Annotated in this window: 26 protein-coding genes and 1 tRNA gene; 19 read left to right on the forward strand and 8 right to left on the reverse strand. The window is 72.0% G+C overall.

Features of this window, described 5'->3' with window-relative positions; genetic code table 11:
* The first annotated feature begins 54 nt into the window (after positions 1 to 54).
* The 3 genes from AC5L30_RS05115 to topA all read left to right on the forward strand — a co-directional run bounded on the left by AC5L30_RS05115 (position 55) and on the right by topA (position 4,506).
* Entirely contained in the window at positions 55 to 594 is a 540-nt protein-coding gene (locus AC5L30_RS05115) for a hypothetical protein (protein ID WP_494865708.1), read from the forward strand.
* Positions 585 to 1,322, forward strand: coding sequence for a hypothetical protein (locus AC5L30_RS05120; protein WP_494865710.1), 738 nt, complete (start codon positions 585 to 587; stop codon positions 1,320 to 1,322). Before AC5L30_RS05115 ends, AC5L30_RS05120 begins: the two co-directional genes overlap by 10 nt.
* A gap of 349 nt (positions 1,323 to 1,671) precedes the next feature.
* Positions 1,672 to 4,506 (forward strand): type I DNA topoisomerase, encoded by a 2,835-nt coding sequence (topA, locus tag AC5L30_RS05125; protein ID WP_494865712.1) that lies wholly within the window; start codon positions 1,672 to 1,674, stop codon positions 4,504 to 4,506.
* Between the two features lie 100 nt (positions 4,507 to 4,606).
* On the opposite strand, the gene AC5L30_RS05130 is transcribed toward topA, so the two are convergent.
* Entirely contained in the window at positions 4,607 to 4,960 is a 354-nt protein-coding gene (locus tag AC5L30_RS05130) for a hypothetical protein (protein ID WP_494865714.1), read from the reverse strand.
* A gap of 331 nt (positions 4,961 to 5,291) precedes the next feature.
* On the opposite strand from AC5L30_RS05130, the gene AC5L30_RS05135 reads away from it, so the two are divergent.
* Positions 5,292 to 5,483: a DUF559 domain-containing protein gene (locus tag AC5L30_RS05135; RefSeq protein ID WP_494865716.1), complete on the forward strand. Its 192-nt coding sequence runs from the start codon at positions 5,292 to 5,294 to the stop codon at positions 5,481 to 5,483.
* Positions 5,484 to 5,547: 64 nt separating this feature from the next.
* On the opposite strand, the gene AC5L30_RS05140 is transcribed toward AC5L30_RS05135, so the two are convergent.
* Positions 5,548 to 6,864 carry a D-arabinono-1,4-lactone oxidase gene (locus AC5L30_RS05140; RefSeq protein ID WP_494865718.1) on the reverse strand — a complete coding sequence of 439 codons (1,317 nt, stop codon included), beginning with the start codon at positions 6,862 to 6,864 and terminating at the stop codon, positions 5,548 to 5,550.
* A gap of 226 nt (positions 6,865 to 7,090) precedes the next feature.
* On the opposite strand from AC5L30_RS05140, the gene AC5L30_RS05145 reads away from it, so the two are divergent.
* Positions 7,091 to 7,696 (forward strand): TetR/AcrR family transcriptional regulator, encoded by a 606-nt coding sequence (locus AC5L30_RS05145; RefSeq protein ID WP_494865720.1) that lies wholly within the window; start codon positions 7,091 to 7,093, stop codon positions 7,694 to 7,696.
* Positions 7,697 to 7,746: 50 nt separating this feature from the next.
* Here the strand turns inward: AC5L30_RS05145 and AC5L30_RS05150 are convergent, their stop codons facing one another.
* A complete protein-coding gene (locus tag AC5L30_RS05150) occupies positions 7,747 to 8,955 on the reverse strand; it encodes an amino acid deaminase/aldolase (RefSeq protein WP_494865722.1) in 1,209 nt (402 codons plus the stop codon).
* Positions 8,956 to 9,263: 308 nt separating this feature from the next.
* Between AC5L30_RS05150 and tmk the strand changes: the two genes are divergently transcribed.
* From tmk to AC5L30_RS05180, 6 genes are all read left to right on the forward strand, one after another.
* Positions 9,264 to 11,363 (forward strand): dTMP kinase, encoded by a 2,100-nt coding sequence (gene tmk, locus AC5L30_RS05155; RefSeq protein ID WP_494866080.1) that lies wholly within the window; start codon positions 9,264 to 9,266, stop codon positions 11,361 to 11,363.
* A complete protein-coding gene (locus AC5L30_RS05160) occupies positions 11,363 to 12,625 on the forward strand; it encodes a DNA polymerase III subunit delta' (RefSeq protein ID WP_494865723.1) in 1,263 nt (420 codons plus the stop codon). Before tmk ends, AC5L30_RS05160 begins: the two co-directional genes overlap by 1 nt.
* Positions 12,626 to 12,747: 122 nt before the next feature.
* On the forward strand, positions 12,748 to 13,077 hold the full coding sequence (locus AC5L30_RS05165; RefSeq protein ID WP_007454690.1) for a YbaB/EbfC family nucleoid-associated protein: 330 nt from the start codon (positions 12,748 to 12,750) through the stop codon (positions 13,075 to 13,077).
* 1 nt (position 13,078) lies between these two features.
* On the forward strand, positions 13,079 to 13,384 hold the full coding sequence (locus AC5L30_RS05170; RefSeq protein ID WP_494865724.1) for a hypothetical protein: 306 nt from the start codon (positions 13,079 to 13,081) through the stop codon (positions 13,382 to 13,384).
* Positions 13,384 to 14,064, forward strand: coding sequence for a hypothetical protein (locus AC5L30_RS05175; protein WP_494865725.1), 681 nt, complete (start codon positions 13,384 to 13,386; stop codon positions 14,062 to 14,064). Before AC5L30_RS05170 ends, AC5L30_RS05175 begins: the two co-directional genes overlap by 1 nt.
* Positions 14,065 to 14,373: 309 nt before the next feature.
* Entirely contained in the window at positions 14,374 to 15,213 is an 840-nt protein-coding gene (locus tag AC5L30_RS05180) for a PSP1 domain-containing protein (protein WP_363609146.1), read from the forward strand.
* Between the two features lie 152 nt (positions 15,214 to 15,365).
* On the opposite strand, the gene AC5L30_RS05185 is transcribed toward AC5L30_RS05180, so the two are convergent.
* Positions 15,366 to 17,120, reverse strand: a complete 1,755-nt coding sequence (locus AC5L30_RS05185; RefSeq protein WP_494865727.1) for a metallophosphoesterase family protein — start codon at positions 17,118 to 17,120, stop codon at positions 15,366 to 15,368.
* 144 nt (positions 17,121 to 17,264) lie between these two features.
* Here AC5L30_RS05185 and AC5L30_RS05190 point away from each other — a divergent pair.
* Positions 17,265 to 17,338 (forward strand) — tRNA-Thr (locus tag AC5L30_RS05190).
* 161 nt (positions 17,339 to 17,499) lie between these two features.
* On the opposite strand, the gene AC5L30_RS05195 is transcribed toward AC5L30_RS05190, so the two are convergent.
* Positions 17,500 to 18,144, reverse strand: coding sequence for a class I SAM-dependent methyltransferase (locus AC5L30_RS05195; RefSeq protein WP_494865728.1), 645 nt, complete (start codon positions 18,142 to 18,144; stop codon positions 17,500 to 17,502).
* A 74-nt stretch (positions 18,145 to 18,218) separates the two neighbouring features.
* Here AC5L30_RS05195 and AC5L30_RS05200 point away from each other — a divergent pair, with 74 nt between their 5' ends.
* Genes AC5L30_RS05200 through AC5L30_RS05210 form a run of 3 tightly spaced genes read left to right on the forward strand, consistent with a single transcriptional unit; the run spans position 18,219 to position 19,213 of the window.
* The gene (locus tag AC5L30_RS05200; protein WP_494865729.1) at positions 18,219 to 18,449 is read left to right on the forward strand and encodes a hypothetical protein; all 231 of its coding nucleotides are present in this window, start codon (positions 18,219 to 18,221) and stop codon (positions 18,447 to 18,449) included.
* A 4-nt stretch (positions 18,450 to 18,453) separates the two neighbouring features.
* Positions 18,454 to 18,627 carry a VOC family protein gene (locus AC5L30_RS05205; protein WP_494865731.1) on the forward strand — a complete coding sequence of 58 codons (174 nt, stop codon included), beginning with the start codon at positions 18,454 to 18,456 and terminating at the stop codon, positions 18,625 to 18,627.
* Between the two features lie 31 nt (positions 18,628 to 18,658).
* Positions 18,659 to 19,213 carry a DUF4240 domain-containing protein gene (locus AC5L30_RS05210; RefSeq protein WP_494865732.1) on the forward strand — a complete coding sequence of 185 codons (555 nt, stop codon included), beginning with the start codon at positions 18,659 to 18,661 and terminating at the stop codon, positions 19,211 to 19,213.
* Positions 19,214 to 19,252: 39 nt separating this feature from the next.
* On the opposite strand, the gene AC5L30_RS05215 is transcribed toward AC5L30_RS05210, so the two are convergent.
* Positions 19,253 to 19,870: a pyridoxamine 5'-phosphate oxidase family protein gene (locus AC5L30_RS05215; protein WP_494865734.1), complete on the reverse strand. Its 618-nt coding sequence runs from the start codon at positions 19,868 to 19,870 to the stop codon at positions 19,253 to 19,255.
* A gap of 166 nt (positions 19,871 to 20,036) precedes the next feature.
* Here AC5L30_RS05215 and AC5L30_RS05220 point away from each other — a divergent pair, with 166 nt between their 5' ends.
* Genes AC5L30_RS05220 through AC5L30_RS05230 form a run of 3 tightly spaced genes read left to right on the forward strand, consistent with a single transcriptional unit; the run spans position 20,037 to position 22,206 of the window.
* Entirely contained in the window at positions 20,037 to 20,540 is a 504-nt protein-coding gene (locus AC5L30_RS05220; protein WP_494865736.1) for a DUF2231 domain-containing protein, read from the forward strand.
* The gene (locus AC5L30_RS05225) at positions 20,540 to 21,091 is read left to right on the forward strand and encodes an Hsp20/alpha crystallin family protein (protein WP_494865738.1); all 552 of its coding nucleotides are present in this window, start codon (positions 20,540 to 20,542) and stop codon (positions 21,089 to 21,091) included. The genes AC5L30_RS05220 and AC5L30_RS05225 overlap by 1 nt, the downstream gene beginning before the upstream one ends.
* Before the next feature lie 8 nt (positions 21,092 to 21,099).
* The gene (locus AC5L30_RS05230; RefSeq protein ID WP_494865740.1) at positions 21,100 to 22,206 is read left to right on the forward strand and encodes a glycosyltransferase family 9 protein; all 1,107 of its coding nucleotides are present in this window, start codon (positions 21,100 to 21,102) and stop codon (positions 22,204 to 22,206) included.
* A 1-nt stretch (position 22,207) separates the two neighbouring features.
* Here AC5L30_RS05230 and AC5L30_RS05235 read toward each other — a convergent pair whose 3' ends face one another.
* Together AC5L30_RS05235 and rfaE2 are read right to left on the reverse strand one after the other, a co-directional pair.
* Positions 22,208 to 23,086, reverse strand: coding sequence for a glycosyltransferase family 2 protein (locus AC5L30_RS05235; RefSeq protein WP_494865742.1), 879 nt, complete (start codon positions 23,084 to 23,086; stop codon positions 22,208 to 22,210).
* Complete coding sequence (gene rfaE2, locus AC5L30_RS05240) at positions 23,083 to 24,918, reverse strand: D-glycero-beta-D-manno-heptose 1-phosphate adenylyltransferase (RefSeq protein WP_494865744.1); 1,836 nt, start codon at positions 24,916 to 24,918, stop codon at positions 23,083 to 23,085. Before rfaE2 ends, AC5L30_RS05235 begins: the two co-directional genes overlap by 4 nt.
* A gap of 182 nt (positions 24,919 to 25,100) precedes the next feature.
* Between rfaE2 and AC5L30_RS05245 the strand changes: the two genes are divergently transcribed.
* On the forward strand, positions 25,101 to 25,643 hold the full coding sequence (locus tag AC5L30_RS05245; protein ID WP_494865746.1) for a type 1 glutamine amidotransferase domain-containing protein: 543 nt from the start codon (positions 25,101 to 25,103) through the stop codon (positions 25,641 to 25,643).
* Positions 25,644 to 25,752: the final 109 nt, after the last annotated feature.

Genomic DNA, 25,752 nt, shown 5'->3' on the forward strand with positions numbered 1-25,752 from the left:
CCCCGGCCGTCCGGCCCGGTGCCACACCTGGCCAAAGGCCGTACGCTGCAACGCATGCGTACGTGCCGGGCGTCTGCCGCCGGAAAGCTCACGGTGGTCCTGGCCACGATCGTCGTCCTGGCCGGTTGCGGCGGGGGTCCCAGCCCACGGGCCTGGGCGGCCTCGGTCTGCGGCGCGCTCACCCCGTGGCGCTCCGAGATCAACAAGCTGACCAGCAGCACGGATGAGCAGATGACCGCGCAGACCACGCCGGCGCAGGCCAAGGAGAACCTGGTGCGGCTCTTCGATGGGGCGGAGCAGGCCAGCGAGGCCGCGCGCCGCAAGGTGGAGAAGGCGGGCATCCCGGAGACCGACAACGGCGAGGCCATCTCCGCGGGCTTCAGCAGCTCCCTGGGGAAGATGCGGGACGCGTACGGCCGCGCCCGGGACACCATCGACGGCCTGGGCACCGGCGAGCCGACCGTCTTCTACGACGGCGTGCGGGCCGCCGTGGAGACCCTCAACAAGGAGTACGACGCCAGCGCGCTGGACACCAGCAAGCTCAACTCCGAGGAGTTGAAACAGGCCTTCGACGAGGTGCCGGAGTGTCGCTGAGCGGGCTCGGTGACACCGGGCAGGCAGAGCCGCCCCCGGCGCTGTTCCCCGCGCCGGAGTCCGACACGCCCACTCCCGGGCGACGCCGCGGCGGCGCGCCGCAGAACGGCTCGTCCCAGAGCGGCCCGTCCCAGGGTGACGACGCGGGCCGGCAACTGGTCTTCTTCGGCGCGGACGCGGCCGAACCGACCGTCGCCGACCTGGCCGGGCTGCTCGCCGGGCCGGGTGAGGTGGTCCGGATGGGCGGTACCGCCCGTCTCTCCGTGCAGGTGGACGCCGCCTGGCGGGTGCACGTGCTCGTCGCCGAACTGGCGTCGCGCGGGCTGGCGGCGAGCTGGGAACCGACCGAGGGCGAGCGACACGCCGTTCGTACGTCGTACACCCGGGTCTTGAAGCCGCTCGCGGCCGCCTGGCTGCACGGTTCGACGAAACGCCCACCGACCGCCTTTCATCTGACCGGCCGGCGGTTGCGGCTGTGGCTCGCCGCCGCCGGCACGCCCGAGCCTCCCGACTGCTTCGTGTTGCGGCTGGGCGACGACGGCCAGGAGTGTTGGGAGTCGATCGGCGTCGCGCTGGCCGCGGCCGGGCTGGCTGGGACGCTGCTCGGCCCGGGCGAGGGCGGCCCGGCGTACCGGATCACCGGCCGCCGCCGATTGGCCCGGCTCGCCGAACTGGTCGGCGGGCCACCGCGCGCAGCGCCAACCGACGCCTGGCCAACTCGGCCCTGAAGCGGTCATTCCGCCCAGGTCGGCGGCGCCGGCCGGGTGTCCGGTGCCGGACAGCCGGCGGGTCGATCCAGGCGGAAAACGGGCCGGTCGGACCTCGATCGTGGGCCCGCCATCGTCACAGTGACCCGCTTCGAGCCCTACCCACGGTGTACGGTGGCGCCGTCCGGCAGTGCCGAGCGCGGCGGGGCGGTGTCGACCGCCTCGTCGAAGCGGTTTGCGGCCCGCGAAACCCGAAACGCGGGCGGCGCGTTACGTTGGACATCCGGACCGCCGGTGCGACGGCGGGGTCGAAAGCGGTCGCTGTCCGGGCGCCGGCAGGCCACGAGCAGGAGTGAGGTCGGGGAGAGACGTGCCAAGTGACGCTGGAACCACCCGTCTGGTCATCGTCGAGTCACCGGCGAAGGCCAAGACGATCTCGGGCTACCTCGGCCCGGGGTACGTCGTGGAGGCCAGCTTCGGTCACGTCCGCGACCTGCCGCGCAACGCCGCCGACGTGCCGGCCAAATACAAGAAGGAGCCCTGGGCCCGGCTCGGGGTGGACGTCGACAACGGCTTCCACGCGCTCTACGTCGTCTCCGCCGACCGTAAGCAGCAGATCAGCAAGCTGGTGAAGCTGGCCAAGGAGGTCGACGAGATCTTCCTGGCGACGGATGAGGACCGCGAGGGCGAGGCGATCGCCTGGCACCTGGTCGAGACGCTCAAGCCCAAGGTGCCGGTCAAGCGGATGGTCTTCCACGAGATCACCAAGCCGGCGATCCAGGCGGCGGTGGCCAACCCCCGGGAGATCGACCGCGACCTGGTCGACGCCCAGGAGGCGCGCCGGATCCTCGACCGTCTCTACGGCTACGAGGTCTCCCCGGTGCTGTGGAAGAAGGTCATGCCGCGGCTCTCGGCCGGCCGGGTGCAGTCCGTGGCGACCCGCATCGTGGTCGAGCGGGAACGGCAGCGGATGGCCTTCCGCACCGCCGAATACTGGGACATCCTGGCCACTCTCGCGGTGGCCAACTCCGGCGAGGGTCCGCGTGCGTTCAACGCCACCCTGATCGCCCTCAACGGCGACCGGATCGCCACCGGCAAGGACTTCGAGCCGACCACCGGTCGCGTCCGGGCCGGCGCCGGCGTCGTGCACCTCGACGAGAGTGGCGCCCGGGGTCTCGCGGCCCGGCTGGAGGGGCGGCCGTTCACCGTCACCCGGGTCGAGGAGAAGCCCTACCGCCGTCGCCCGTACGCGCCGTTCATCACCTCGACCCTCCAGCAGGAGGCGGCCCGCAAGCTGCGCCTCTCCTCGCAGCAGACGATGCGCACCGCGCAGCGCCTGTACGAGAACGGCTACATCACCTATATGCGTACCGACTCGGTCAACCTGTCGGAGACCGCCATCTCGGCGGCCCGCCGGCAGATCGTCGAGCTGTACGGCGAGCGCAGCGTTCCGCCGGAGCCGCGCCGCTACACCGGCAAGGTGAAGAACGCGCAGGAGGCGCACGAGGCGATCCGCCCGGCGGGGGACAACTTCCGTACCCCGGGCGAGGTGGCCAAGGAGCTGTCCGCCGAGGAGTTCAAGCTCTACGAGCTGATCTGGCGGCGCACCATCGCCTCGCAGATGACCGACGCGGTCGGTTCCAGCGTGTCGGTGCGCATCCGGGCGGTCTCCACCTCTCAGGAGGAGGCCGACTTCGGCGCGACCGGCAAGACCATCACCGACCCGGGCTTCCTGCGCGCGTACGTCGAGTCCAGCGACGACGAGAACGCCGAGGCCGAGGACGCCGAGCGTCGGCTGCCCACCCTGGTCAAGGACCAGCCGCTCACCGCCGACGAGCTGGCCGCGCAGGGCCACCACACCCAGCCGCCGTCGCGCTATACCGAAGCGTCGCTGGTCAAGGCCCTGGAAGAGCTGGGCATCGGCCGCCCGTCCACCTACGCGTCGATCATGCAGACGATCCAGGACCGGGGGTACGTCACCAAGCGCGGCCAGGCGATGATCCCGACCTTCCTGGCCTTCGCGGTGATCGGGCTGATGGAGCGGCACTACCCGCGCCTGATCGACTACGACTTCACCGCCACCATGGAGAACGAGCTGGACGAGATCGCCGGCGGCGACCACGCCGCGGTCGACTTCCTCACGGCGTTCTACTTCGGCAGCTCCAACGGTGCCGGTGACCAGGACATCGCCCGCTCCGGCGGGCTCAAGAAGCTGGTCACCGAGAACCTCAGCGACATCGACGCCCGCAGCGTCAACTCCATCCCGCTCTTCACCGACGACGACGGCCGCGAGGTCGTGGTGCGGGTCGGCCGCTACGGGCCGTACCTGCAACGGGAGCTGCCCGGCGGCGAGCAGCCGGCACCGGCTTCGGGTGAGGGCGAGGAGGGCGGCACCCAGGGTGACCGGGCGCCAATCCCCGAGGGCCTGGCCCCGGACGAGCTGACCCCGGAGAAGGTGCACGAGCTGTTCCTCGGCGGCAGCGGCGAGCGCAAGCTCGGCGACGACCCCGCGACCGGCGAGCCGATCGTGCTCAAGTCCGGCCGATTCGGCCCGTACGTCTCCAGCGGGGAGCGGAAGTCGTCGCTGCTGCGTACGCAGACCCCGGACTCGCTGACCCTGGAGGAGGCGCTCAAGCTGCTCAGCCTTCCCCGGCTGATCGGTGTCGCGCCGGACGGGGTCGAGGTCTTCGCGAACAACGGTCGCTACGGCCCGTACGTCAAGCGGGGCGAGGAGTTCCGCTCGCTCGAGTCCGAGGACCAGATGTTCACGGTCGGTCTGGACGAGGCGCTGGCGCTGCTGGCCGCCCCGAAGGCCCGTGGACGGCGAGCCGCGGCCCCGCCGCTGCGTGAGATGGGCGTGGACCCGGCGACCGAGAAGCCGTTGGTGATCAAGGACGGCCGGTTCGGCCCGTACGTGACCGACGGTGAGTTCAACGCGTCGCTGCGGCGCGGGCAGACACCGGAGGCGCTGACCATCGAGGAAGCGTCCGAGATGTTGGCCGAGAAGCGGGCGAAGGGTCCGGCGCCGCGGAAGAAGGCGGCGGCGAAGAAGGCGCCAGCGAAGAAGGCCACGGCCGCCAAGAAGACGGCGGCGGCCAGCAAGTCCACGGCCGCGAAGAAGGCCACGACCGCCAAGGCGACGGCCGCGAAGAAGGCTCCGGCGAAGAAGGCCGCCCCGCGCAAAGCCGCCACCAGCACGGAGTAGCCCTGGATCTGCGAGATCTTGGAAGGAATATGCCCCTCCAGGGGCGTTCTCCTTCCAAGATCTCGTCGTTATCCACAGGGACTGCCGGCGGGGTCGGCGATCAGGAGACTTGATGGTCATGAGTCTCCGGAGGACGTCGTCGCCGGCTGATTGGGGCCGCCGGCTGCCGGGCGATGACGCGGACGAGCTGACCTGGTTGCTCTTTCATCAGGAAGATGTGGTCAGCCTCGATCAGGCGCGGCGGCACCTGTCGACCAAGGCCATCCGGCATCGCGTGGCGACCGGGATGTGGCGTCAGGCTCATCGAGCCGTTTTCGTCGCGCACAACGGCCCGGTCAGCGCCGGCCAACTCCGTTGGATAGCGGTCCTCGCCGCAGGGCCGCAGGCGATCCTGGGTGGCCTGACCGCAGCACGGGCTGGCGGCCTCAGAGGTTTCCCCGGCCGCCCGATCCACGTTTTGCTCCCTGCCTCCTGCCGGCGCGGCTCGCTGCCGGCCGGTGTGCTGGCGCACCGGACCGTGACACTGCGGGAGCAGGACGTGCTGGCGGTGGGGCAACCCAAGCGGACCAGGCCGGTTCGTTCAATCGTGGACGCCGCGCAGTGGGCAGGCGACGACCAGCAGGCGCGGGCGATCGTCGCCGCCGCATTTCAACAACGGATCGTGGCCGGCGATGACCTGCGCCGGGTCGTCGAACGGCTGCCCCGGGTCCGCCGTCGCCGGCTGATTCTGGCCACGGCAGCGGACGCCGCGTCGCTACCTGGACGCCTACTTCGAACAGTGGGGAGTGCATGTCGAGATCGACGGCGGGCAGCATCTCGATCCGCGTGCCTGGTGGGCGGACATGCGACGGCAGAACGATCTGTGGATCGAAGGCGACCGCGTCCTCCGGTTTCCCGGCTGGGCGATCCGCGCTCACCCGGACGAGGTTCTTCGTCAAATCCTGGGGGCGCTGCGGGCGGCCGGATGGAAGGGATGAAGATCTTGGAAGCGATGTGCCCCTGGAAGGGCCGTTTCCCTCCAAGATCTCCCGACGGGAGCCGTCAGACCCCGAGGACGTGATTCAGGTGGGTGTTGGTGAAGACGCGGCCGGGGTCGAGCCGGTCGCGGACGGCCTGGAAGTCCGCGAAGCGGGGGTACGCCGTGGCCAGCGAGGCGGCGTCGCGGTAGTGCAGCTTGCCCCAGTGTGGGCGACCGCCCAGCTCGGCGGCGACCTCCTCGAAGGCCCGGAAGTACGGCTCATACGGCATTCCGACGTACTGGTGCACGGCGATGTAGGCGTTGTCCCGGCCGTAGCCGTGCGACAGCCAGATGTCGTCGGCGGCGGTGAATCGCACCTCCACCGGGAAGAGCACCTTGAACGGCAGGCCGTCCACGATCCGCTGGAGCGCGGCGAGCGCCTCCGGCAACGCCTCGCGGGGCAGGCCGTACTCCATCTCCATGAAGCGGACCCGGCGCGGGGTGCAGAAGACCCGGTCGGAGCGGCCGGTGTACTGGCGTTCGGTGAGGGCGCGGGCGGAGACCGCGCTGATGCCCGGGGCCAGCGCGGGCACGGCCCGGCCGAGTCGGCAGGCCCCGGCGAAGACCCGGTTGGACAGGAAGTCGTCGTCCACCCAGCCGCGCCAGCGGGACAGCGGCCGGTCGTTGGCGGGTACCCGGTCGTTGGCCTTGACCTGGACCCGGGACGTGTACGGGAACCAGTAGAACTCGACGTGGTCGTGCCGGCCGATCAGCGCGGGCAGCTCGGCGAGCACGTCGGCCAGTTCGGCTGGGCGTTCGTGGGCGCGCAGGACGAAGGCGTCCACACAGCGCAGGGTCACCTCGACCAGCGCGCCGAGCGCGCCGAGTGACACCCGGGCGGCGGCGAGGACGTCGGGATGCTCGTCGGCGGAGCAGCGCAGCACCTCGCCGGTGCCGGTGACCAGGGTGATCGCCTCGACGAAGGTGGAGAGGCATCCGTAGCCCGCTCCGGTGCCGTGGGTGCCGGTGGAGATCGCCCCGGCGACTGTCTGCGCGTCGATGTCGCCGAGGTTGGGCAGCGCGAGGCCGTGTCGGGCGAGCAGGCCGTTGAGCGCGTGCAGGGTCATTCCCGCCGGTACGGTGACCAGTCGATGTGCCACGTCCACGCTGACCGTGGTGTCCAGGTCGGACAGATCCATCCGACGGTCGTCGGCGAGCGCGACGGCGGTGAACGAGTGGCCGCTGCCGGTCACCCGGATCCGACCGCCGTCGGCGGCGGCAGATCGGACGGCTTCTGCGACGTCGGTCGGCGAGCCGGGGCGCAGGATCGCGCTGGCGCTGCCACGCTGGTTCCCGGCCCAGTTGGACCAGCCAGCCCCGAGCGATGCGGTGCGGACCATGCGCACTCCTCATTCATGAATATGAACTGACTTCATATCAGGAACGTTCTAGCTGGTAAATACCGCAATTGCGATCCGCTCGTTGTACCGGTAGTCACGGACTCGTGACGTGGAGATATGTTCATCCGTCGAAGGGGGGTGGCGCAGAGTGTCCACACCAGCCGCCACGACCGGGCCGCTGCGCCGCGTACCGGTGCAAGGTCGAAGTGTCGCGCGGGTACAGCGCATGTTGGATGCCTGCGCCGAACTCGTCGACGAGGTGGGGTACGAGGGGCTGACCACCACCCTGCTCGCCGAGCGGGCCGAGGTGGCGATCGGGTCGGTCTACCAGTTCTTTCCGGACAAGCGGGCGATCGTGCAGGCGTTGACCCTGCGGACCATGGAGTCCTACCTCCAGCGGCTCGACGAGCGGTTCGCCTCCGACGAGATGACCCACTGGTGGGACGGCGTCGACGCGGGGATCGACGAGTACATCACGATGCACCGCACCGTCCCCGGCTTCCGTACTCTGCACTTCGGCGACGTGGTCGACCTGCACCTGCTCGACGAGCAGCGGGACAACAACGGCGTGATCGCCGACCAGTTGGCCCGGGTGCTCACCGAGCGTTTCGGGCTCACCGACGTGCCCAAGCTGCGCTTCGTGCTGGAGATCGCGGTCGAGGCGGCGGACGCGCTGATCAAGCTCGCGTTCCGCCGCAGGTCCGACGGCGACGAGCGGGTGCTGCTGGAGGCGAAGGCGCTGATCCGGGAGTACCTGCACCGCCAGGTCGACGGCCCGGACAACGACCGGTCCAGCGTCGGGAAGCAGGCCGAGGCCGCCCAACCCGCCTGAGTCGGCGCGGGGCGAGGGCCTCGGCCGGCGGTGGGGGCGGCTGTCCGGCCTCAGAGGAAGGCCCGCCCCTCACCCCGGTAGGTGGGGACGGTCGCCACGACCTCATCCCCCTCGATCAGGTGCAGCTCGTTGACCCGTTCACACAGCTCACCCGCCTTGGCATGCCGGAACCACACCCGGTCGCCAACGCGCAGCTCGGCCGCCGCCGCTCCGGACAGCGGAGTCTGCACCTCACCAGCGCCCTCGGTGCCGACCAGCTTCAGCCCCGCCGGCAGCCACGGCCGGGGCAGTCGACTGTCGGCGGCCGGGCCGGAGGCGATCCAGCCGCCACCGAGCACCGTCGCCAGCTCCGGCGTCGGCCGGCGGACCACCGCGCAGGCGAAGAACGCCGCCGGGGTGGGCCGCCAGGCGCGGTACGCGTCGAACAGCGTCGGCCCGTACAGGCCCGATCCCGCGGTGACTTCGGTGACCGCGGGATCGGCGCTGGTCGCGGCCACGCTGCCGGTGCCGCCACCGTTGACGAACTCCAGGTCGGCGTGCTCGCGTACCGCGGCGACCGCCGCGCCACGGCGGGCCAACAACTCGCGGTACGACCCGCGCTGGGCCAGCCTGATCGCGCCGGCCAGCAGCGTCTGCCCCGGCGGCGCGTCACCCAGGCCGGCGATCTGCGCCTCGTACGACATCAGCCCGACCAGCCGGAAGCCGGGCCGACCGGCGACGACGGCGGCGAGCGCGCCGGCTGCCCGCGCGCTGTGCACCGGTGAGCGGCGGACGCCGACGTGCACCCGCCCGCGCAGCGGTCGCCAGGAGGCGTCCAGATCCAGGCAGAGCCGCAGCTCGGCGCGTTGCCCCGGGGCCTGGATGGCGTCGATGAGGTCGAGTTGGCCGGTGCCGTCGATCATCAGGGTGATCGCGGCGGCGAGCGTCGGGTCGGCGCCCAGCTCGGCGAGGGCGGCCCGGTCCGCGCTCGGGTACGCGACCAGCACGTCGTCGCTGACGCCGGCGCGGACCAGCCAGATCGCCTCGGGCAGGGTGAACGCCATCACGCCCTGCCAGCCGGGCCGAGCGAGCGCCCGGCTGATCAACTCCCGGCTGCGGACCGACTTACTGGCGAGGCGGACCGGTTTTCCGGCGGCGCGATCGGCCAGGGCGACCGAATTGCCGTCGAAGGCGGTGAGGTCGACCACCGCGTACGGGGGGTCGAGGTGGGCAGTCGCCCGATCCAGGCGCTCGCGAAGTTTGTCGCTTTCGATGGCCACGTGTGCACGCTAACTGTCTGACGGAGAATGCGAAATACCCTCGCGTACGTCCGGGCTGCGGTCGGCACCATCGGCGGCCTAGGCTCAGCGAGCAGGAGAATGTCGCCCGGGGGGTGGCCCCCCACCGGGTCTAGAGTGTTGCACCGGAGGTGCCCAGCGATGGGCCGGCACGTGGAGGTACGGCCATCGAAAGCCAGAACAGCGGCGAGTCGCCCGGCGTGTCGCGCTCGAGCGACCAGTCGGGCAACGCCGCCGACCAGCCCAACGGCGGTCAGGTAGATCCGTCCGGTTATGCCGCGATCCGCTCCGTGCTGCGCATCCGGCCGTTCCGCCGGCTCTGGATCGTGCTCGGCGCGGCCTCCTTCGGTGACTGGCTCGGCCTGCTGGCCACTGCCCTCTTCGCCGCCTCGCAGGTGCAGGGCAGCACCGCCCAGGGTGCCGCGTTCGGCGGGGTCACCGCGATCCGGCTGCTGCCCGCGTTGGTGCTCGGCCCGGTGGCCGGCGTCTTCGCCGACCGGTTCGACCGGCGCTGGACGATGGTCATCTGCGACCTGCTGCGCTTCGTGCTCTTCGCCTCCATTCCGCTCTACGCCCTCAGCGGCGCCGCAGGCGGCCTGGTGGTCGGTTGGGCGGTGATCGCCACCTTCCTGATCGAGTCGCTCACCCTGCTCTGGATCCCGGCCAAGGAGGCCGCGGTCCCCAACCTGATCCCGCGGGCCCGGCTGGAGGCGGCCAACCAGCTCACCCTGATCACCACGTACGGCCTCACCCCGGTCGCCGCCGCCATCGGCCTTGCCGTGCTCGACCGTGGCGTCCGTGGTGCCGTCGGCGGCGACCTGCCCTCCTGGGCCGAGCCGGCCCAGCTCGCGCTCTGGATCAACGCCTTCTCCCGGCTCGCCACCGCACTGGTGGTGGCATTCGGGATCAAGGAGATCAGCGAGGCGCAACGCGGTGAGGCCGCGCGTGCCGAGCAGAGCATGTTCCGGCAGTTCTCCGAGGGCTGGAAGTACATCGGCGAGACCCCGCTCGTCCGTGGCCTGGTGCTGGGCATCTTCGGCGCGTTCGCCGGTGGCGGCATCGTGGTCGGCACGGCCAAGTTCTTCGCCAACTCGCTGGGCGCTGGGGACGCGGCGTTCTCCCTGCTCTTCGGTGCCATCTTCGTCGGCCTGGCGCTCGGCATCGGGCTCGGTCCGATGATCGTCAAGGAGATGTCCCGGCGTCGCTGGTTCGGCATGAGCATCGTGCTGGCCAGCGCCGCCGTGATGACCCTCGCCTTCGCCATCCACCTGTCCATGGCGATCGTCGGCGCGGTGCTGGTCGGCGCCGGCGCCGGGATGGCCTTCCTGGCCGGCACCACGTTGCTCGGCGGCGAGGTGGCCGACGAGGTGCGCGGCCGGGTCTTCGCCGTGGTGCAGATCGGCACCCGGCTGGTGCTGATCCTGGCCATCGGGCTGAGCAGTGTGCTGGTCGGTGTCGGCGGCTCCCGCAAACTGACCATCGCCGACCTCGGCATCTCCGTCTCCTCCACCCGACTGCTGCTGCTCGCCGCCGGTGCTGCCGGCATCTTCGCCGGGATCAGCGCGTTCGGCCAGATGGACGACAAGAAGGGCGTACCGGTCCTCGCCGACCTCTGGGGCTCCATCCGGGGTCGTCCGCTGATGCCCGCCGAGCCGTTCGTCTCCGCCGGGCTCTTCGTGGTCTTCGAGGGTGGCGAGGGCGCGGGGAAGTCCACCCAGCTCACCGCGCTCTCCGAGCGGCTGCGCGGCCAGGGTCGCGACGTCGTGGTCACCCGCGAGCCGGGAGCAACCGGCGTCGGTCGGCGAATCCGGTCGCTGGTGCTGGACACCTCCGGCGACGACGCGCCCTCCCCCCGGGCCGAGGCGCTGCTCTACGCCGCCGACCGGGCACACCACGTGGCCACCGTGGTCCGGCCCGCGCTGGTCCGGGGCGGCGTGGTGATCAGCGACCGGTACGTCGACTCGTCCCTGGCGTACCAGGGCGCCGGCCGGACCCTGCCCGTCGACGAGGTCTCCTGGCTCTCCTCCTGGGCCACCGGTGGGCTCAAGCCCGACCTGGTGGTGCTGCTGGACGTGGAGCCGCGCACCGGCCTGTCCCGGGTCGCCTCGCGCAACACCGGCACCGACCGGCTGGAGGCCGAGTCGATCGCCTTCCACGAGCGCGTCCGGTACGCGTTCCTCGACCTTGCCGCCGCCGACCCGAAGCGCTACCTGGTGCTCGACGCGTCCCGGTCGGCCGACGAGATCACCGCGCTGGTGGTCCGGCGGGTCGAGGAGATGCTCGGCAAGCCGGGCGGCATCGTGCACCCGCGGCCGGCGCAGGGCCCGGACACCTCGGTGCAGCCTGAGTTATCCGACGCGGAGCTGGTGACGATGGAGCACAAGACCTGATGCCGGACGTCTTCGCCGACCTGGTCGGTCAGGACGAGGCGGTGGTCGAGCTGCGGCGCGCCGCCGCCGCGGCTGCCGCCGTGCTGCGTGCTGGCGCGGCCGCGTTGGTCGCCGCCGGCCCGGTCAGCGGTGACGCGTCAGCGGCCGACGAGGCCGTGACCGGCGCGGTGGACCCATCCACCGGGATGACGCACGCGTGGATCTTCACCGGGCCGCCCGGTTCCGGCCGCTCGGTCGCCGCACGGGCGTTCGCCGCCGCACTCCAGTGCGTGCACGGCACCGGCTGCGGTGAGTGCCCCGGCTGCCACACCACCATGGGCGGCACCAACGCCGACGTGCGGATGGTGGTGCCGGAAGGGCTCTCCATCGGCGTCGGCGAGATGCGCGCGCTGGTGCTCCGCGCGGCCAGCACCCCGTCCGGCGGGCGGTGGCAGGTGGTGGTCATCGAGGACGCCGACCGGCTCACCGAGGCCGCCGGCAACGCGCTGCTCAAGGCGATCGAGGAGCCTCCGCCGCGGACGGTCTTCCTGCTCTGCGCGCCGTCCACCCACCCGGACGACATCTCGGTGACCATCCGGTCGCGCTGTCGGGTCGTACCCCTGCGGCAGCCGCCGGCCGCCGCGGTGGCCGAGGTGCTGGTTCGTCGGGACGGCATCGCGCCCGACGTGGCGCAGTGGGCGGCGGCGGCCGCGCAGGGTCACGTGGGTCGGGCCCGCCGGCTGGCCCGCGACCCGGAGGCCCGCAAGCGGCGCGAGGCGGTGCTCGCGGTGCCCCGCCGGCTGACCGGTGTCGGCGCGGCGTTCGACGCGGCGTCCGCGCTGATCGAGGCAGCCGAGGCGGAGGCCGAGGCGTCGGTCACCGAGGCCGACGCGACCGAGCGGGCGGCACTGGAGACCGCGCTCGGCGCGGGCGGCACCGGCCGGGGCGCGGCCGGCGCGATGCGGGGTGCCGCCGGGCAGCTCAAGGAGTTGGAGAAGCGGCAGAAGTCCCGGGCCACCCGGGCCCAGCGGGACGCACTTGACCGGGCGCTGGTCGACCTGGCGGGCTTCTACCGGGACGCGCTCACCATGGCGCTGCGCGCACCCGTCGCCCCGGTACACACCGACACGGCCGCGCTGGCCGGTGCCGGCGCGCAGAAGTGGGACGCCGAGGGGTCGCTGCGCAGGCTGGAGGCCGTGCTGGCCTGCCGCGCGGCGATCGAGGCGAACGTCAAGCCGCGGATCGCGGTCGAGGCGATGATGCTCGCCCTCTGGAAGGGCTGACCCGCACTTCCCGGCCGTTGTCCACAGGCATCGACAGGCCCGATTGTGGTGCGGTACGGTCCCTGTGCCGTGGTGACGGTGGCAGCACACTGAGTGATGGATCACCCGGGAGGAGTCGGCCGATGCCGCGGGGGGAGATCGACGAAGCCTGGATCGAGGAGGCGGTGCGACGCTACCGCCGGATCGAGTCCCTCCAAGCCGAGTTCGACCAGGCAGTGTCGACCGTCGAGGTGACCGTCCGCTCGCCGGACGGCCTGGTCGAGGTGGTGGTCACCGCCGGTGGGCGGATCACCGACGTCCGATTCCTCGGGCCGCTGCACACCCGCAGTCCGCGCGACGTGGCCGGTTCCGTGCAGGCCGCGGTCACCGCGGCCGCCGACGCCGCCGAGTGGGCCCGGGAGAAGCTGCACAACGAGACGTTCGCCGCCTACCGACCGCTCGCGGGGGCCTGAGATGGACACACTGCGCGCGCTCTCCGCCCGACTGGACGAGGCGAGCGCCACGCTCACCCTCGTCTCGCACACCGTCACCGCCCACGATCCGGCCCAGACCGCGTTCGGCGCCGACGCGCCGGGCCGCCCGGGAGAGATCGGTCGGGCGCTGCACCGACAGTGGACCGCCGCCGCCGACGACCGGGCCCGCGAGGCCCGCGCCGCCGCCGGTCGACTGGCCGCCGCCGCGGCGGCGGTGCGGGAGGCCGCCGACCGCTACGCCGAGGTCGACCGGGCGGCCCGCCGCCGGCTCGCCGGAGAACCGTGATGGACGCGCTGGACCGGCTCGCCGAGCCCGGCCTCGACCTGCTCCGCCGGGTGGACTCGCTGATCGCGGCCGGCGTCCCCGAGGGGCACCGGGTCTGGCCGCTGCTGCGCCGCATGCAGGTGCTGCCGGGCGACGCCGTCCGCGGCTTCCTCGACCTGCACCCCGGGCCGCTCGCCACCGCCGGGCACGCGGTGCGCCGGCTCGTCCGGGGGTACGACGACGTCTCCGCCGCGCTCACCGACTCGGTGCTCTGGTCCGGCCCGGCCGCCACGGCGTACGGCCAACAGCGGGCGGCGCTGCTGCGCCACCTCGACGAGGGGCCGGACAGCCTGGTCGGGCGACTCGAATCCACCGCCGGTTACGCCGACGCCCTCGCCGACTGGGTGGAGGGCAGCCGGCTCGCGCTGGCCCGCACGTTGGCCGACGTGCTCCGCTCGGCCGAGGCGGTCGCCGTGGTCGCCGCCACCTCCACCGGTGCGTCGACACGCCCCGGGCCGGTCGGGCCCGGTGTGGCCGACGCGGCCGAGATCGCCGCCCGGGTGCTGGCGGTGCTCTGTGTCGCGTACGACGGCGCGGAGACGCTGCTGCGACAGTGGGCGCCGAGCCTGGCCGAGGCCGCGTGGCGTCCGCCGGCGGACGGGCGACCCCGCTACGACCAGCCCACCCGGGTTGGCTGGTAACCCAGATCGCGGTCTGCGGCCGTGGTCGCGTGGCCTCGGACAGGCCACGGCGTCGCTCGCGGGCGCCTGACCTGAGCCGGCGCCCACGGCGACGCCGTGGTCTTCCCCCTGCACCCCCCGCAGGTCTGCCTCCCACTCAACGCCGCCGAGGCACGTCTTGTCTCCTGCCCGGCACCGGATTCAACCGTCCGGGCGAGGAGCAACGGCACGACGGGACGCCCGGCAATAGGTCAAGTCGACGGTCATGAATGGCAGCGGGGTGTAGCCGGCCGGTGCGCTCTGCGCGGCGACCCGTCGTAGGGTGGGGGGATGGGCATGCTCTGCGCGGTCAGCTTCAACCGGTACGGGCGCCTCTACTACCTCGACCCGGGTGAGTTACGTCCGCAGGTGGGCGACCGGGTGCTGGTGCCCACCGATGACGGGCCCGAGGTGGCGGAGTGCGTGTGGGCCGCGCAGTGGGTGACCGAGGACACCGACGGCTTCCCCCGCCTGGTGGGGCTGGCCGGCGACGACGACCTGCGCCGCGACGAGGCGTTGCGTCGACGCAAGGCCGAGGCGAAGGTGGCCGCGAAACGGCTGATCCGCTCGCACGGCCTGCCGATGAAGGTGGTGGCCGTCGACCATGTGCTCGGCTCCGCCGAGAGCGGCGGTGAGCGCAGCACCGTGTACTTCACCGCCCCGCACCGGGTGGACTTCCGGTCCCTGGTCCGCGACCTGGGCGCGACCCTGCACTGTCGGGTGGAGCTGCGCCAGCTCTCCGCACGCGACTCCGCGCGGGTGCAGGGCGGCATCGGCTCCTGCGGTCGGGACCTGTGCTGCGCCACCTTCCTCACCGACTTCGAGCCGGTGACCATCCGGATGGCGAAGGACCAGGATCTGCCGCTCAACCCGCTGCGCATCTCCGGCGCCTGCGGCCGGCTGATGTGCTGCCTCAAGTACGAGCACCCGCTGTACCAGCGCTTCCAGGAGACCGCCCCGGCGGTCGGCAGTCGGGTCTCCACTCCCGAGGGCGACGGCCGGGTCGTCGGCCACAGCGTCCCGAGAGACGCGGTGACCGTACGCCTGGACGCGGACGGCTCCCGCTGCTCCTGCTCCCGAGCCTCCGTCTGCGCCCCCCGCCAAGCCCACGACCAGCACTACACCCCCTAACCCGCCCACCCCGCCCACCCAACCGCCGCGCCCACCCGCCCCACCCTCCGCCGGCGTTGATCAAGAAGTTTGCGTCAGGAATCAGGCCTGGCGTGACCGAAACTTCTTGATCAACTGAGCTCTGTGGGTGGGTGGGGGTGGGTGGGGGTGGGTTAGTGCAGGACGGTGGGGGGTTCGGTTAGGTGGGGGGTTAGGGGGGATTTGGGGATCAGCCAGCTGCTCGTGGGGGACTGGTCGGGGTTCACCTGCCAGTCGCGGGAGACCCGGTCCACCCCCAACGGGTAGATGGTCAGCGTGCCGTCCGGGTCGATACGCAGCCGCAGGAACGACTTGGAGTCCTCAATGCCCTGGCCGGCGAAGAGTTCGTTGACGTTCACCCCGAACGAGCCCGCCACCAGCAGGTACGCCGCCACCAGTTGGCTGGCGACCAGGCCGATCACCGGGCCGTAGAGCACCGCCGCGGCGACCGCAGGCAGCGGCCACGGCCAGTCGTAGAACGGCAGCGCCAACCAGACCCAGGTGCCGGCCGCCGCCAGGGCCACCTGCGCCACGCCGTGGCCGACGCCGAGGATCCAGTGCCGTGCGTGGCGCTTGCCGCTCGCACTCGGCGGCTTGGCGAACAGGGCCGCCGCCAGCACCGTCACCAGCACCATCACCACCAGCGGGACGCTGAACAGCCGCTGGTCCGTGCTGTCGGCCCAGTTCGCCGTCGCACCCGCCATGGCCAGCATCAGCAGGGTGTGCAGGGTGCCGAGCAACGTGGTGAAGCCGGGATTGCGGAACGGCAAGCGGGGGAAGATGCCCCAGCCGTAGCGGCGGGACCGCGCGGCGTCCGGGTAACGGGCCGCCAGGTCGTACGGCTGGGCGGAGCTGGCCTTGCGGGCCAGCGTGTCCCGCGGTGGCACCTCGATGCGCTCCGGCAGCTTGTGCGTGGGATAGAGGTACGCGCCACCCCCGCCGCACGTGATCAGCTGCCGGTCCGGCCCCGAATAGCGGGCGTAGTGGTGCAGGTCGCCGGAGAGCAGCAGCCGCACCCGCGCCCCGGTCGGGTCGATGATCGTCCGGATGAAGTAGTCGATCGAGTCGTACGCCGTGGGGTTGTCGGCGGCCTTGACCCAGGTCGGCGCCGGCGTCGCGATGATGACCTTCGACTCCGGACCGAGCCGCCGGGCCATCTCGTCGAAGTAGGCCAGCTGCGGATCGTCGAGGTACGAACCGGACTGGTCGTCCACGCCGAGCAACCACCAGCCGGCCGGCAACTCCACCGCGAAGTACGACCGGGACTGCCCGGTGCCCCAGCCCGCGAAGTTGCGGTCCCGGGACCGGACGAACAACCGCAGGAACGCGGTGAGGCCGTCGTACCAGTCGTGGTTGCCCGGTACCGCGAAGAGCGTCGGCTTCTCGGCCGGCGGCACCGGCAAGGCGGCCTGGTAGGGGCCCTTGCACCGGTCCTCGTACGCGGCGTATGCCGCCGACGGGTACACCTGGTCGCCGCCCATCAGCAGGGTCTGCGCCCGGGGCAGGCGGTGCCCGTCGACGGTCAGCTCGGGCTGCGCCAGCAGGTACGCCACCGAGTAGGTGGCGTTGAAGCCGTCACCCAGGTCGGCCACGTAGTCGAGCCACAGCCCGCCGTCCGGCCCGACCTGGCGGAAGACGCCGTCGCCGAACGCGTTCTGCAACTCGCGCTTGTCGAGGTACGCCCCGAAGAGCACCGCCAGCAGCGTCCGGATTCCGGTGCTGATCAGCAGAAACGGGGCAAGCCACGGCACCGGCTTGCGCGGCGTGAAGCCCAACTCCAGCGGGTCGGTGCTGCGCGGCCGGTGGGCGGCGCGCTCACCGGCCGGAGCGCGTTCAGGGCGTTCGGTGGGCTCGTCGTGACGTTCGGGGTGGTCGCGTTCGTCGCTCACCCGCCGCAGCGTAGTCCCGGACCCGATCATCCGCTGTCCGGTAAGCGTCCAGATGACGGCCGATGTCCGGTTGGTGCTGGCGGGTGCGGCGGGGGTATCCGGTTCGGTCGGTGCCGCCGGGGTGCCGTACACTTGCTGATCGTTGCCGCCTTAGCTCAGTCGGCTAGAGCGACGCACTCGTAATGCGTAGGTCGACGGTTCGATTCCGTCAGGCGGCTCTGCAACGGAAGGGCCTCTGGCCTCGGGTGGAAGCCCGGGTGGCAGAGGCCCTTTTCTCTGTTGTCACGATCGCAGGGAAAGATCCGTGCACCCAGGGCTGCTCCGGTGGTTGCGATCCAGGCATCCGAGGCGTCGACGCGCACCAGGCACGCCGCCCGGATCAGGGCTCGCGCCGCCCGAAGATGATCGCCCCGAGTTTGCTCTCGGGCGAGGTGAGAGTCGTCTGCGACTCGACCCGGAAACCGCCCGTACGCAGCCAGGCTGCCATCTGGGCGGGCTGGCGGCGATGCACGTTGACCTTCATCGGGTAGCCGCCGTAGCCCTCCGTCTTGAGGGTCGTCTCGTCGCCCACGTGGAAGCCGAGCAGCAGCGGACCACCGGGACGTACCACCCGCCGAAAGTGCGCGAACACCGCGCCGAGCTGGTCGTCGGGGACGTGGATGAGCGAGTACCACGCGATCAGCCCGGTCAGCGAGTTGTCGGGTAGGTCCAGGGCGGTCATCGAGCCGATCTCGAACCTCAACTCAGGGTGATGACGGCGGGCCACCGCGATCATCCCGGGCGACAGGTCGATGCCGAACGCGTCGACGTTCAACGTGTGCAGATGGGCGGTGATCCGGCCCGTCCCACATCCCACATCCGCCACCGGCCCGCCACCGACGTCCTGCACGAGGTCCGCGAATGCGGCCAGTGCGGCTCGTTCGTACGGCGTCTGGGTCAGGAGGTCGTCCACCAGGCGCGCGTAGCTCACCGCGACGGTGTCGTAGGAGGTGCGGGTGTCTGACAGCCAGTCGTCGACGCTCACCGCGCCAACCCTAATTCAGAGCGGCACACTGGGCGGTGACCGTACTAGACCGACCCTATGAAGGGCGTCCACTCATGACCTTCGCACCGGTGATCGTCAGTCTGCCCATCGCCGACCGGGCCACCGCGTACCGCTTCTACCGGGACGGCCTCGGGTTCGAGGCCGTGGGCGAGTTGGCCGACGACGGTGTTCCGGAGCCGTTGCAGTTCGTGGTTCAACGACGGCCTGCGGCTGATGCTTGTTCCGACCGGGGGCTTCGGCTGGGTCATCGGTCGGCACGAGGTCGCCCCGAGGGGGCGGAGTGAGTGCGTGCTCAACATCGGCGTCGCCGCTCCGGCCGACGCGGACGCGGTCGTCGACCGGGCGCGCACCGCCGGCGCCGATGTGGTCACCGAGCCGACAGCCCAACCCTGGGGGTACACGGGGGTGTTCGCCGACCCGGACGGTCACCTGTGGATGGTGTCTGCCGATTCGGGGTCCTGAAAGCGTCGGTGGTGCTCGATATGGTCCGGCGGTGACCGTGACCACCGATGCCCCTGGGACGCTGCCCACCCCCGCCGACGAGGCCCGGCTGTGGGCACTCATCGAGGCGGCCTGGGCCGGTTTGGGTGCCGAGCCCTTGGCCCTGCGCCAGGCTCTCGTCGAGCGCGACCCAGCCGATGACGACGGCGATGACGATGACGGCCCGTCCTACGCGATCGACGCCTGGTTGGACGCGTTCCTGGACAACCTCGGGCAGTTGACCGCCGAGCTGACCGGGCAGGAGTTGACCGATCTCGACCGGGTGGTGGAGCGCAAGCTGCACGACATCGATCGGGAGGACATCCACGAGGTGACCGACGGTTCGGACGACGGCTTCCTCTACGCCCGAGGTTTCATCGTCGCCCTCGGGCGGGCGTACTACGAAGCGGTCCGCGCCGACCCCGCGATGGCGCTGCCTGACGCCGACTGCGAAGGCATGTGCTATCTCTTCGCGCACCTGCACAATGACCGGTTCGGTTCGTGGCCGGAGACCGGCTCCGGGATCTCCCGGGAGTCGTTCGGCAACCCGGCCGGCTGGTCGGCCTGACCGGCGTCGTCGGCGTCCGCCCGGGTCGCCCGGTGCGGATCAGACGTAGATCTTCGTGGCGTACTCCGGGCCGTAGTGCCGTTCCAGGTCCTCGAGGCTCTCCGTCGGCGCCTCGACCTCCTTGATGAGGCGCGCTCGGGACGGCAGTGCCTCGGGTTGCCAGGTTTCCGGCCGCCACAGCGCGGACCGCAGGAACGCCTTCGCGCAGTGGTAGAAGATCTGCTCGATCTCCACCACCACGGCGAGCACCGGCCGGTGCCCCTTGACCACCATGTCATCGAACCAGGGCGCGTCGCTGACCAGGCGGGCCCGTCCGTTGATCCGTAGCGTGTCGGTCCGCCCGGGGATCAGGAAGATCAACCCGACGTGCGGGTTGTCGAGGATGTTGCGGTAACCGTCGGCCCGCCTGTTGCCGGGCCGCTCGGGCAGCGCGATGGTCGTGTCGTCCAGCACCAGGGCGAAGCCGGCCGGGTCGCCCTTGGGTGAGACGTCGCAGCTGCCGTCCGCGCCGGCCGTGGCCAGCAGACAGAACGGCGAGGCGGCGAGCCAATCGCGGTCCCGCTCGTGCAGGCGGGTGCGTTCCTTGTTGGCGGCCCGCGCGTTCGGCACGCCGAGCAGCTCGCGCAGCTCCTCGTGCGAGGTGATCTCCACCGTCACGTTGATCCTCCCTCAGCCGTTGACCCGGTGGCGGGCACCACCGTCGTCAGCCTAGGCCGCCGTGACCAGCGCGAGGTTTGTGCCTGGTTGCCGGGGGTACGGCCTCACCCGACGCGCTCGCCGCACGAGACCGTTCCGCAGGACGCCGACCAGTGGAGGCCGGAAGATGGAGAGCCGACTCAAGGTGCTGGGTCACCCAGTCCATCCGATGCTGGTCATGTTCCCGGTCGCGCTGCTGGCCACGGCGGTGCTGTTCGACGTGGTGGACACCGTGGGTGGTCCGGACTTCCTCGGCGAGGTCGCGTACTGGAACATCACCGTCGGTCTGATCGGTGGCCTGCTCGCCGCAGCGGCCGGCTCGTTCGACCTGCTGGCGATCCCCACCGGCACCCGCGCCAAGCGGGTGGGTCTGCTGCACGCGGGCGCCAACGTCGCGGTGATCCTGCTCTTCGCCGCCGTGTGGGCCGTGCGGCTCAACGCGGACTCCCGGGCCGCCGGCGGCGCACTGGTCGCCATCGAGGTGGTCGCGGTGGCGATTCTCGGCATCAGCGCCTGGCTCGGTGGTGAGCTGGTCGACCGGCTCGGTGTGGGCGTCGACCGCGACGCCGGCCTGGACGCGCCCAGCTCACTACGGCCGCCGGCGGCCACTCAGCGGATCGGAGAGGTGTGATGAGCGAGCAGCAGTTTGGTGGCTTCGGCCGGGGGTGGCGGGGCAGCCGGCAGCAGGGCTGGGACCCGATGGGGGAGTTGCAGTCGCTGCGCGCCGAGCTGAGCCGCCTGGTCGGTGGTCGCGGCGGGACGTCCGACGTCGAGTTGACCGAGACCTCGGACGGCTGGGAGGTCGTCGTCCGGCTGCCCGGGGTGGCGCCGGAGGAGGTGGCGGTCGAGTTGGACGACCGCGAGTTGTGCGTGCGGGCCCGCTCGGAGGCGGAGGTCAACGCCGACCAGGGCATCCCCGGCGGCTTCGAGACGCGCGGCTTCGAGTACCGGGTCAACCTGCCGTCGCGGGTCGACCCGGACGCCATCGACGCGGTGATGGACCACGGCCTGCTCCGGGTCCGGCTGCCTCGGGCGACCCGGCCCGCGCCGCGCACCATCACCGTCGGTCGCACCGGGCCGCGCTCCGGTGACCTCTCCACGGGTACGCCGATGCCGGGCGATCCCGCTGCGGACCGGGAGCTGCACAGCCCGGACACCGCCGGCGAGATCGACCGGCCGTAGCGGGCCGGGTGGTCAGCCCTTCCGTGCTCGGCCCGACCGCCGAGCGCCTTCCCGACGTGCGGCGGATCGCCGTGCTGCGCGCCAACGCGCTCGGCGATTTCATCTTCGCCCTGCCGGCGCTGGACGCGTTGCGTAGCGCGTACCCCTCGGCGGAGATCGTGTTGCTCGGTGCGCCGTGGCACGCGAAGCTCTGGCGCGACCGGCCCGGCCCGGTGGACCGGGTGCTGGTGGTGCCGCCGGCACCCGGCATCCGCACGGCGGAGCCGGGCGAGCCGGAGTCCTCGATGGACGACTTCCTGGCCGTCGCCACCGGTGCCGAATTCGACCTGGCGGTGCAGATCCACGGTGGCGGCACCAACTCCAATCCGCTGGTCAGTCGGCTCGGTGCCCGGATGACCGTCGGCCTGCGTACCGAGGACGCGCCGCCGCTGGGCCGGTGGCTCCGCTACGTCTACTACCAGCACGAGGTGATCCGCTACCTGGAGGTGGTGGCGCTGGTGGGAGCGCCTGCCACCACCATCACGCCGACGCTGGCGGTGACCGACGCCGACCGGGCCGAGGCCGCCCAGGTGCTCGGCCCGGCGGGCCGTCCCCGGGTGGCGTTGCATCCGGGCGCCACCGACACCCGCCGCCGCTGGCCCGCCGAGCGCTTCGCCGAGGTGGCCCGGGCGCTGCACGAGGACGGGTACGAGGTGCTGGTCACCGGCACGCCCTCGGAGCAGGAGGTGGTGGACCGGGTCGTCGCTGCGGCGCAGGTGCCGGTACGCCCACAGGTGGGCACGCTCAGCCTCGGTGGGCTGGTGGGCTGCTACGCCGACTGCGCGTTGGTCGTCTCGAACGACACCGGCCCGCTGCACCTGGCCGCCGCGGTGGGCGCGCCCACGGTGGGGATCTTCTGGGTCGGCAACCTGATCAACGGGGCCAGCCCGCTGCGGGGCCGGCACCGGCCGATCAGCTCGTGGACGGTGCACTGCCCGGTCTGCGGGGTCGACTGCACACCGGGCATCTATCCGCACCGGCCGGGCGACGGTGAGTGCCCGCACCGGGATTCCTTCGTCACCGACGTACCGGTGATCGAGGTGCTGGAAGCCGCCCGGGAGTTGCTCACCCCGTAGTTCAAACCGGCTGCGGGGTGTCCTCGTCGGCGAGGACGACCTCCCACGCCTCCACGTCCCGGTCGGTGACCGTGGTCGGGGACTCCAGGTGGTACGCGCCGCTGGGCAGGATGCCCGCGCCCCCGTAGCGGGACAACACGGCGAGCTGCGCGGCCACGTCCTCGCCCTGGTGCTTCTCCTGCACGCGACGCCAGAAGTCGAAGCCACCGGCGTCGACGAGCTTGGCCCGGTCGTAGAGCACGCACCCGCCGATCCAGGAGACCTTGTACGCCCGCCACGCGCCCGGCGGCAGCGCCAACTGCTCGGTGATGTGCAGCAGGTTGGCGGCCGAGTGGATCCGGGCGCGGTTCCACTCCGGGGTGTCGGGTCGGATCCGCTCCGGTGTGGGCGGGCCGGTCCACTCCTCGTAGTGGCCGTGCGATTCCGGCCGCACGTCGTCGGTGTACGAGAGCCCGTGCACGCCGTTGCCGACGAACCCGCAGCCCAGCTCCCCGATCGCGGTGACCAGCCGGTGCAGCGCCCCCGGTTCCAGCCAGATGTCGTCGTCGAGGCTGAGGACGTACCGGGCGGCCGAGGCGGCGAGCAGGTACGCCCGGTGCTCGGCCAACCCCCGTCGGGGCAGCCGGCGGGTCAGCAGTACCGGGTGGCCCCGGTGGCGCAGTGCCCGGACCATGGTGGCCGCGGCGGGATGCGCGTAAGCCGGCTCCCCATCGGACTGATCGCTGACGACCACGCCGAAGCCGGGCAGTCCGTCCTGGGCGGCGAGCCCGCCCAGGGTGACGGCCAGCTCGGCGGGCCGGTTCCGGGTCGGAATCAGCACGTCGACCAGCCGGTCGGCGCGGAACTCCTCCGGGGTGCCGAGGTCGAGCGGGCGGTTCACGACGCCTGGGTGCGGGTGCGCAGCGACGGGTCCGGCTCCCGCTCCTCGACGTGTGGCGACGGGTCCTGGCTGTGCGACCGGATCCGCTCGATGATCGCCGAGGTGGACCGGTCCGGCACGTACCCCAGGGTGCGCACCTGACCGCCCAGCCGGCGCACCAGCGGGGCCTCCGGCACCAGCTCCGGCGGATAGTCGCCGCCCTTGACGTACACGTCCGGTCGGACCGCCTCGATCAGCGCGGCGGGTGAGTCCTCCTCGAAGACCACCACGTGGTCCACGCAGGCGAGCGCGGCGAGCAGGGCGCCCCGGTCCTCGACCGGGTTGACCGGCCGGTCCGGGCCCTTCAGCCGTCGTACGCTGCCGTCCGAGTTGACCGCCACGATGAGCAGGTCACCCAACGCGCGGGCCTGCTCCAGGTAGCGCACGTGCCCGCGGTGCAGCACGTCGAAGCAGCCGTTGGTGAAGACCACCGACCGTCCCGCCTCGCGGTACTCGGCGACGATCGCGTCCAACTCGTCGCCGCCGACCAGAGCGGGGTGGCTCGTGGTGTCGGTCGGCTGGTCGAGCGCGGCGAGCAGGTCGTCCCGACGGCACACACAGGTGCCGGTGTCCGAGACGGTGATGGTGGCGGCCAGTTGGGCGAGTTGGGCGGCGGTGGGCAGGGGCGCGTCGGCGGCCAGGGCCAGCGTCATCGCCGCCAGGTACGCGTCGCCGGCACCCACGGCGTGGCTCGCCGGCACCGGGGTGCTGTGGCTGCGTCGGGGCTCCCCGTCGGCGCCGCCGACCACCGCGCCTTCGGTGTCCAGGGTCACCGCCACCACGTCGGCGCCGGTGTGCGCCCGCAGTTCGGCCAGCCGCGACTCGGCCAGGACCGCCCGATCGACGCCCTCCCCGGCCCGGGTGTTCACGGTGACGCCGGTGCCGGTGACGCTGAGCCCGTCGCCGGTGAGGGCCACCCGTCCCTCACCCAGGGTGGGTTCGCCGACCGGTCCCGGGCGATCGGCCCGGGCCAGCTCGGCGGTCGTGTCGTCGACGCGTACCCCGCCCGGGGCCGCGCCCACTGTCATTTCGGAGGGCCCGTCGGCCGGGTCGCCGTCGGGGTGCTCCAGGTGCAGCTCGGTCCCGCCGGTCGGTCGGTTCGTACCGCCGGCGCGGGCCAACAGCCGGGTCGCCTCGGCGAAGCTGGGGGTGACCACCGTCGGGGCGAGGCCCCGCCAGTCGGCCAGGTCGTGGGCGTCCAGCGCGACCGTGGCGTACCGCTCGCGGTTCTCGACCAGCCACGCGCGGACCGGCGCGGGCAGCGCGCCCAGGCCGTAGTCGCAGACCACCAGGGTCGGCGCCTCCCCACCGGCGGCGGCGCGCAGCTCCTCGGTGGCGCAGCTCAGGGCGGTGAGCAGCCGGGCCACCCCGTCGTGGTCCAGGGCGTCCTCCGGGTCGCCGGAGTCCTCGCGCAGCAGGATCTGGTTGCCGGCCAACATCCGCCGCTTCACCGGGGTGGGCCGCCCGGGCTGGTTGACCGTGCGGTCCCAGACGCCCGCGCGGTCCAGGCAGTCGTGGAGTTCGTCGCCGGCGACGTCGGCGCCGACCGGTGCCACCAGTACCGCCCGGCCGCCGAGGGTGGCGACGTTGACGGCGGTGTTCGCGGCCCCACCGGCGGCGGAGATCCGCCGACGCAGGGTGAGGACCGGGGCGGGCGCCTCCCGGCAGAGCCGGTCGGAGTCGGCGAACCGCCATTCGTCCAACATGGCGTCACCGACGATCAGGACGGGGCGTCCGAGCCAGCTCTCCACGACGGTGGCGAGCCGGCGCTGTTCCGCTGCTGCTCCTGCCATGCCTCCCCGGGTCCCCAGCGGCCTGCCGGACAAACCTGCGCGGCAGCCGGTCCCGCCGCTGGTCATGCCGCCTTCGATGGCCCCCTGACCGGTCCGCGCCGGTCCGACACCTGTCCGACCTGTTTCGGGCGTTCGAGGGCGGGAAGGGGAGTGAGGTACCCCCGGAAAGGAGATGTACCGAGATGGCAGCGACATTGCAGGGCAAGCGGGTCGCCTTCCTGGCCGCCGACGGCGTCGAGGAGGTCGAGTACGTCCAGCCGCGCGAGGCGGTCGAGAACGCTGGCGCGACGGCCGAGCTGGTCTCGCTGAAGCCCGGTTCCATCCAGTCCTTCAACCACCTGGACCACTCCAAGACGTACGAGGTGGACGTGACCGTCGACAAGGCGGACGCCGCCGGCTACGACGCGCTGGTGCTGCCCGGCGGGGTGGCGAACCCGGACTTCCTGCGGGGCGACCCGGACGCGGTGCGGTTCGTGAAGGCGTTCTTCGACGCGGGCAAGCCGGTCGGGGTGATCTGTCACGGCCCGTGGACGCTCATCGAGGCGGACGTGGTGCGCGGTCGACGCATCACCTCCTGGCCCACCCTGCGTACCGACCTGACCAACGCCGGCGCCACCTGGGTGGACGAGGAGTGCGTCACCGACGGCAACCTGACCAGCAGCCGCAAGCCCGACGACCTCCCCGCCTTCTGCGCAACAATCACCAAGACCTTCACCACGGCCTAACCCCGCCTCTACCCCCCTTTCCCCCGGTGATCAAGAGGTTTGCGTCACGAAACGCCGTGCGCCATGACGCAAACCTCTTGATCAACGCCAGGAGGCGGAAGCGCGAGAG

Source organism: Micromonospora sp. BQ32 (assembly GCF_059358895.1).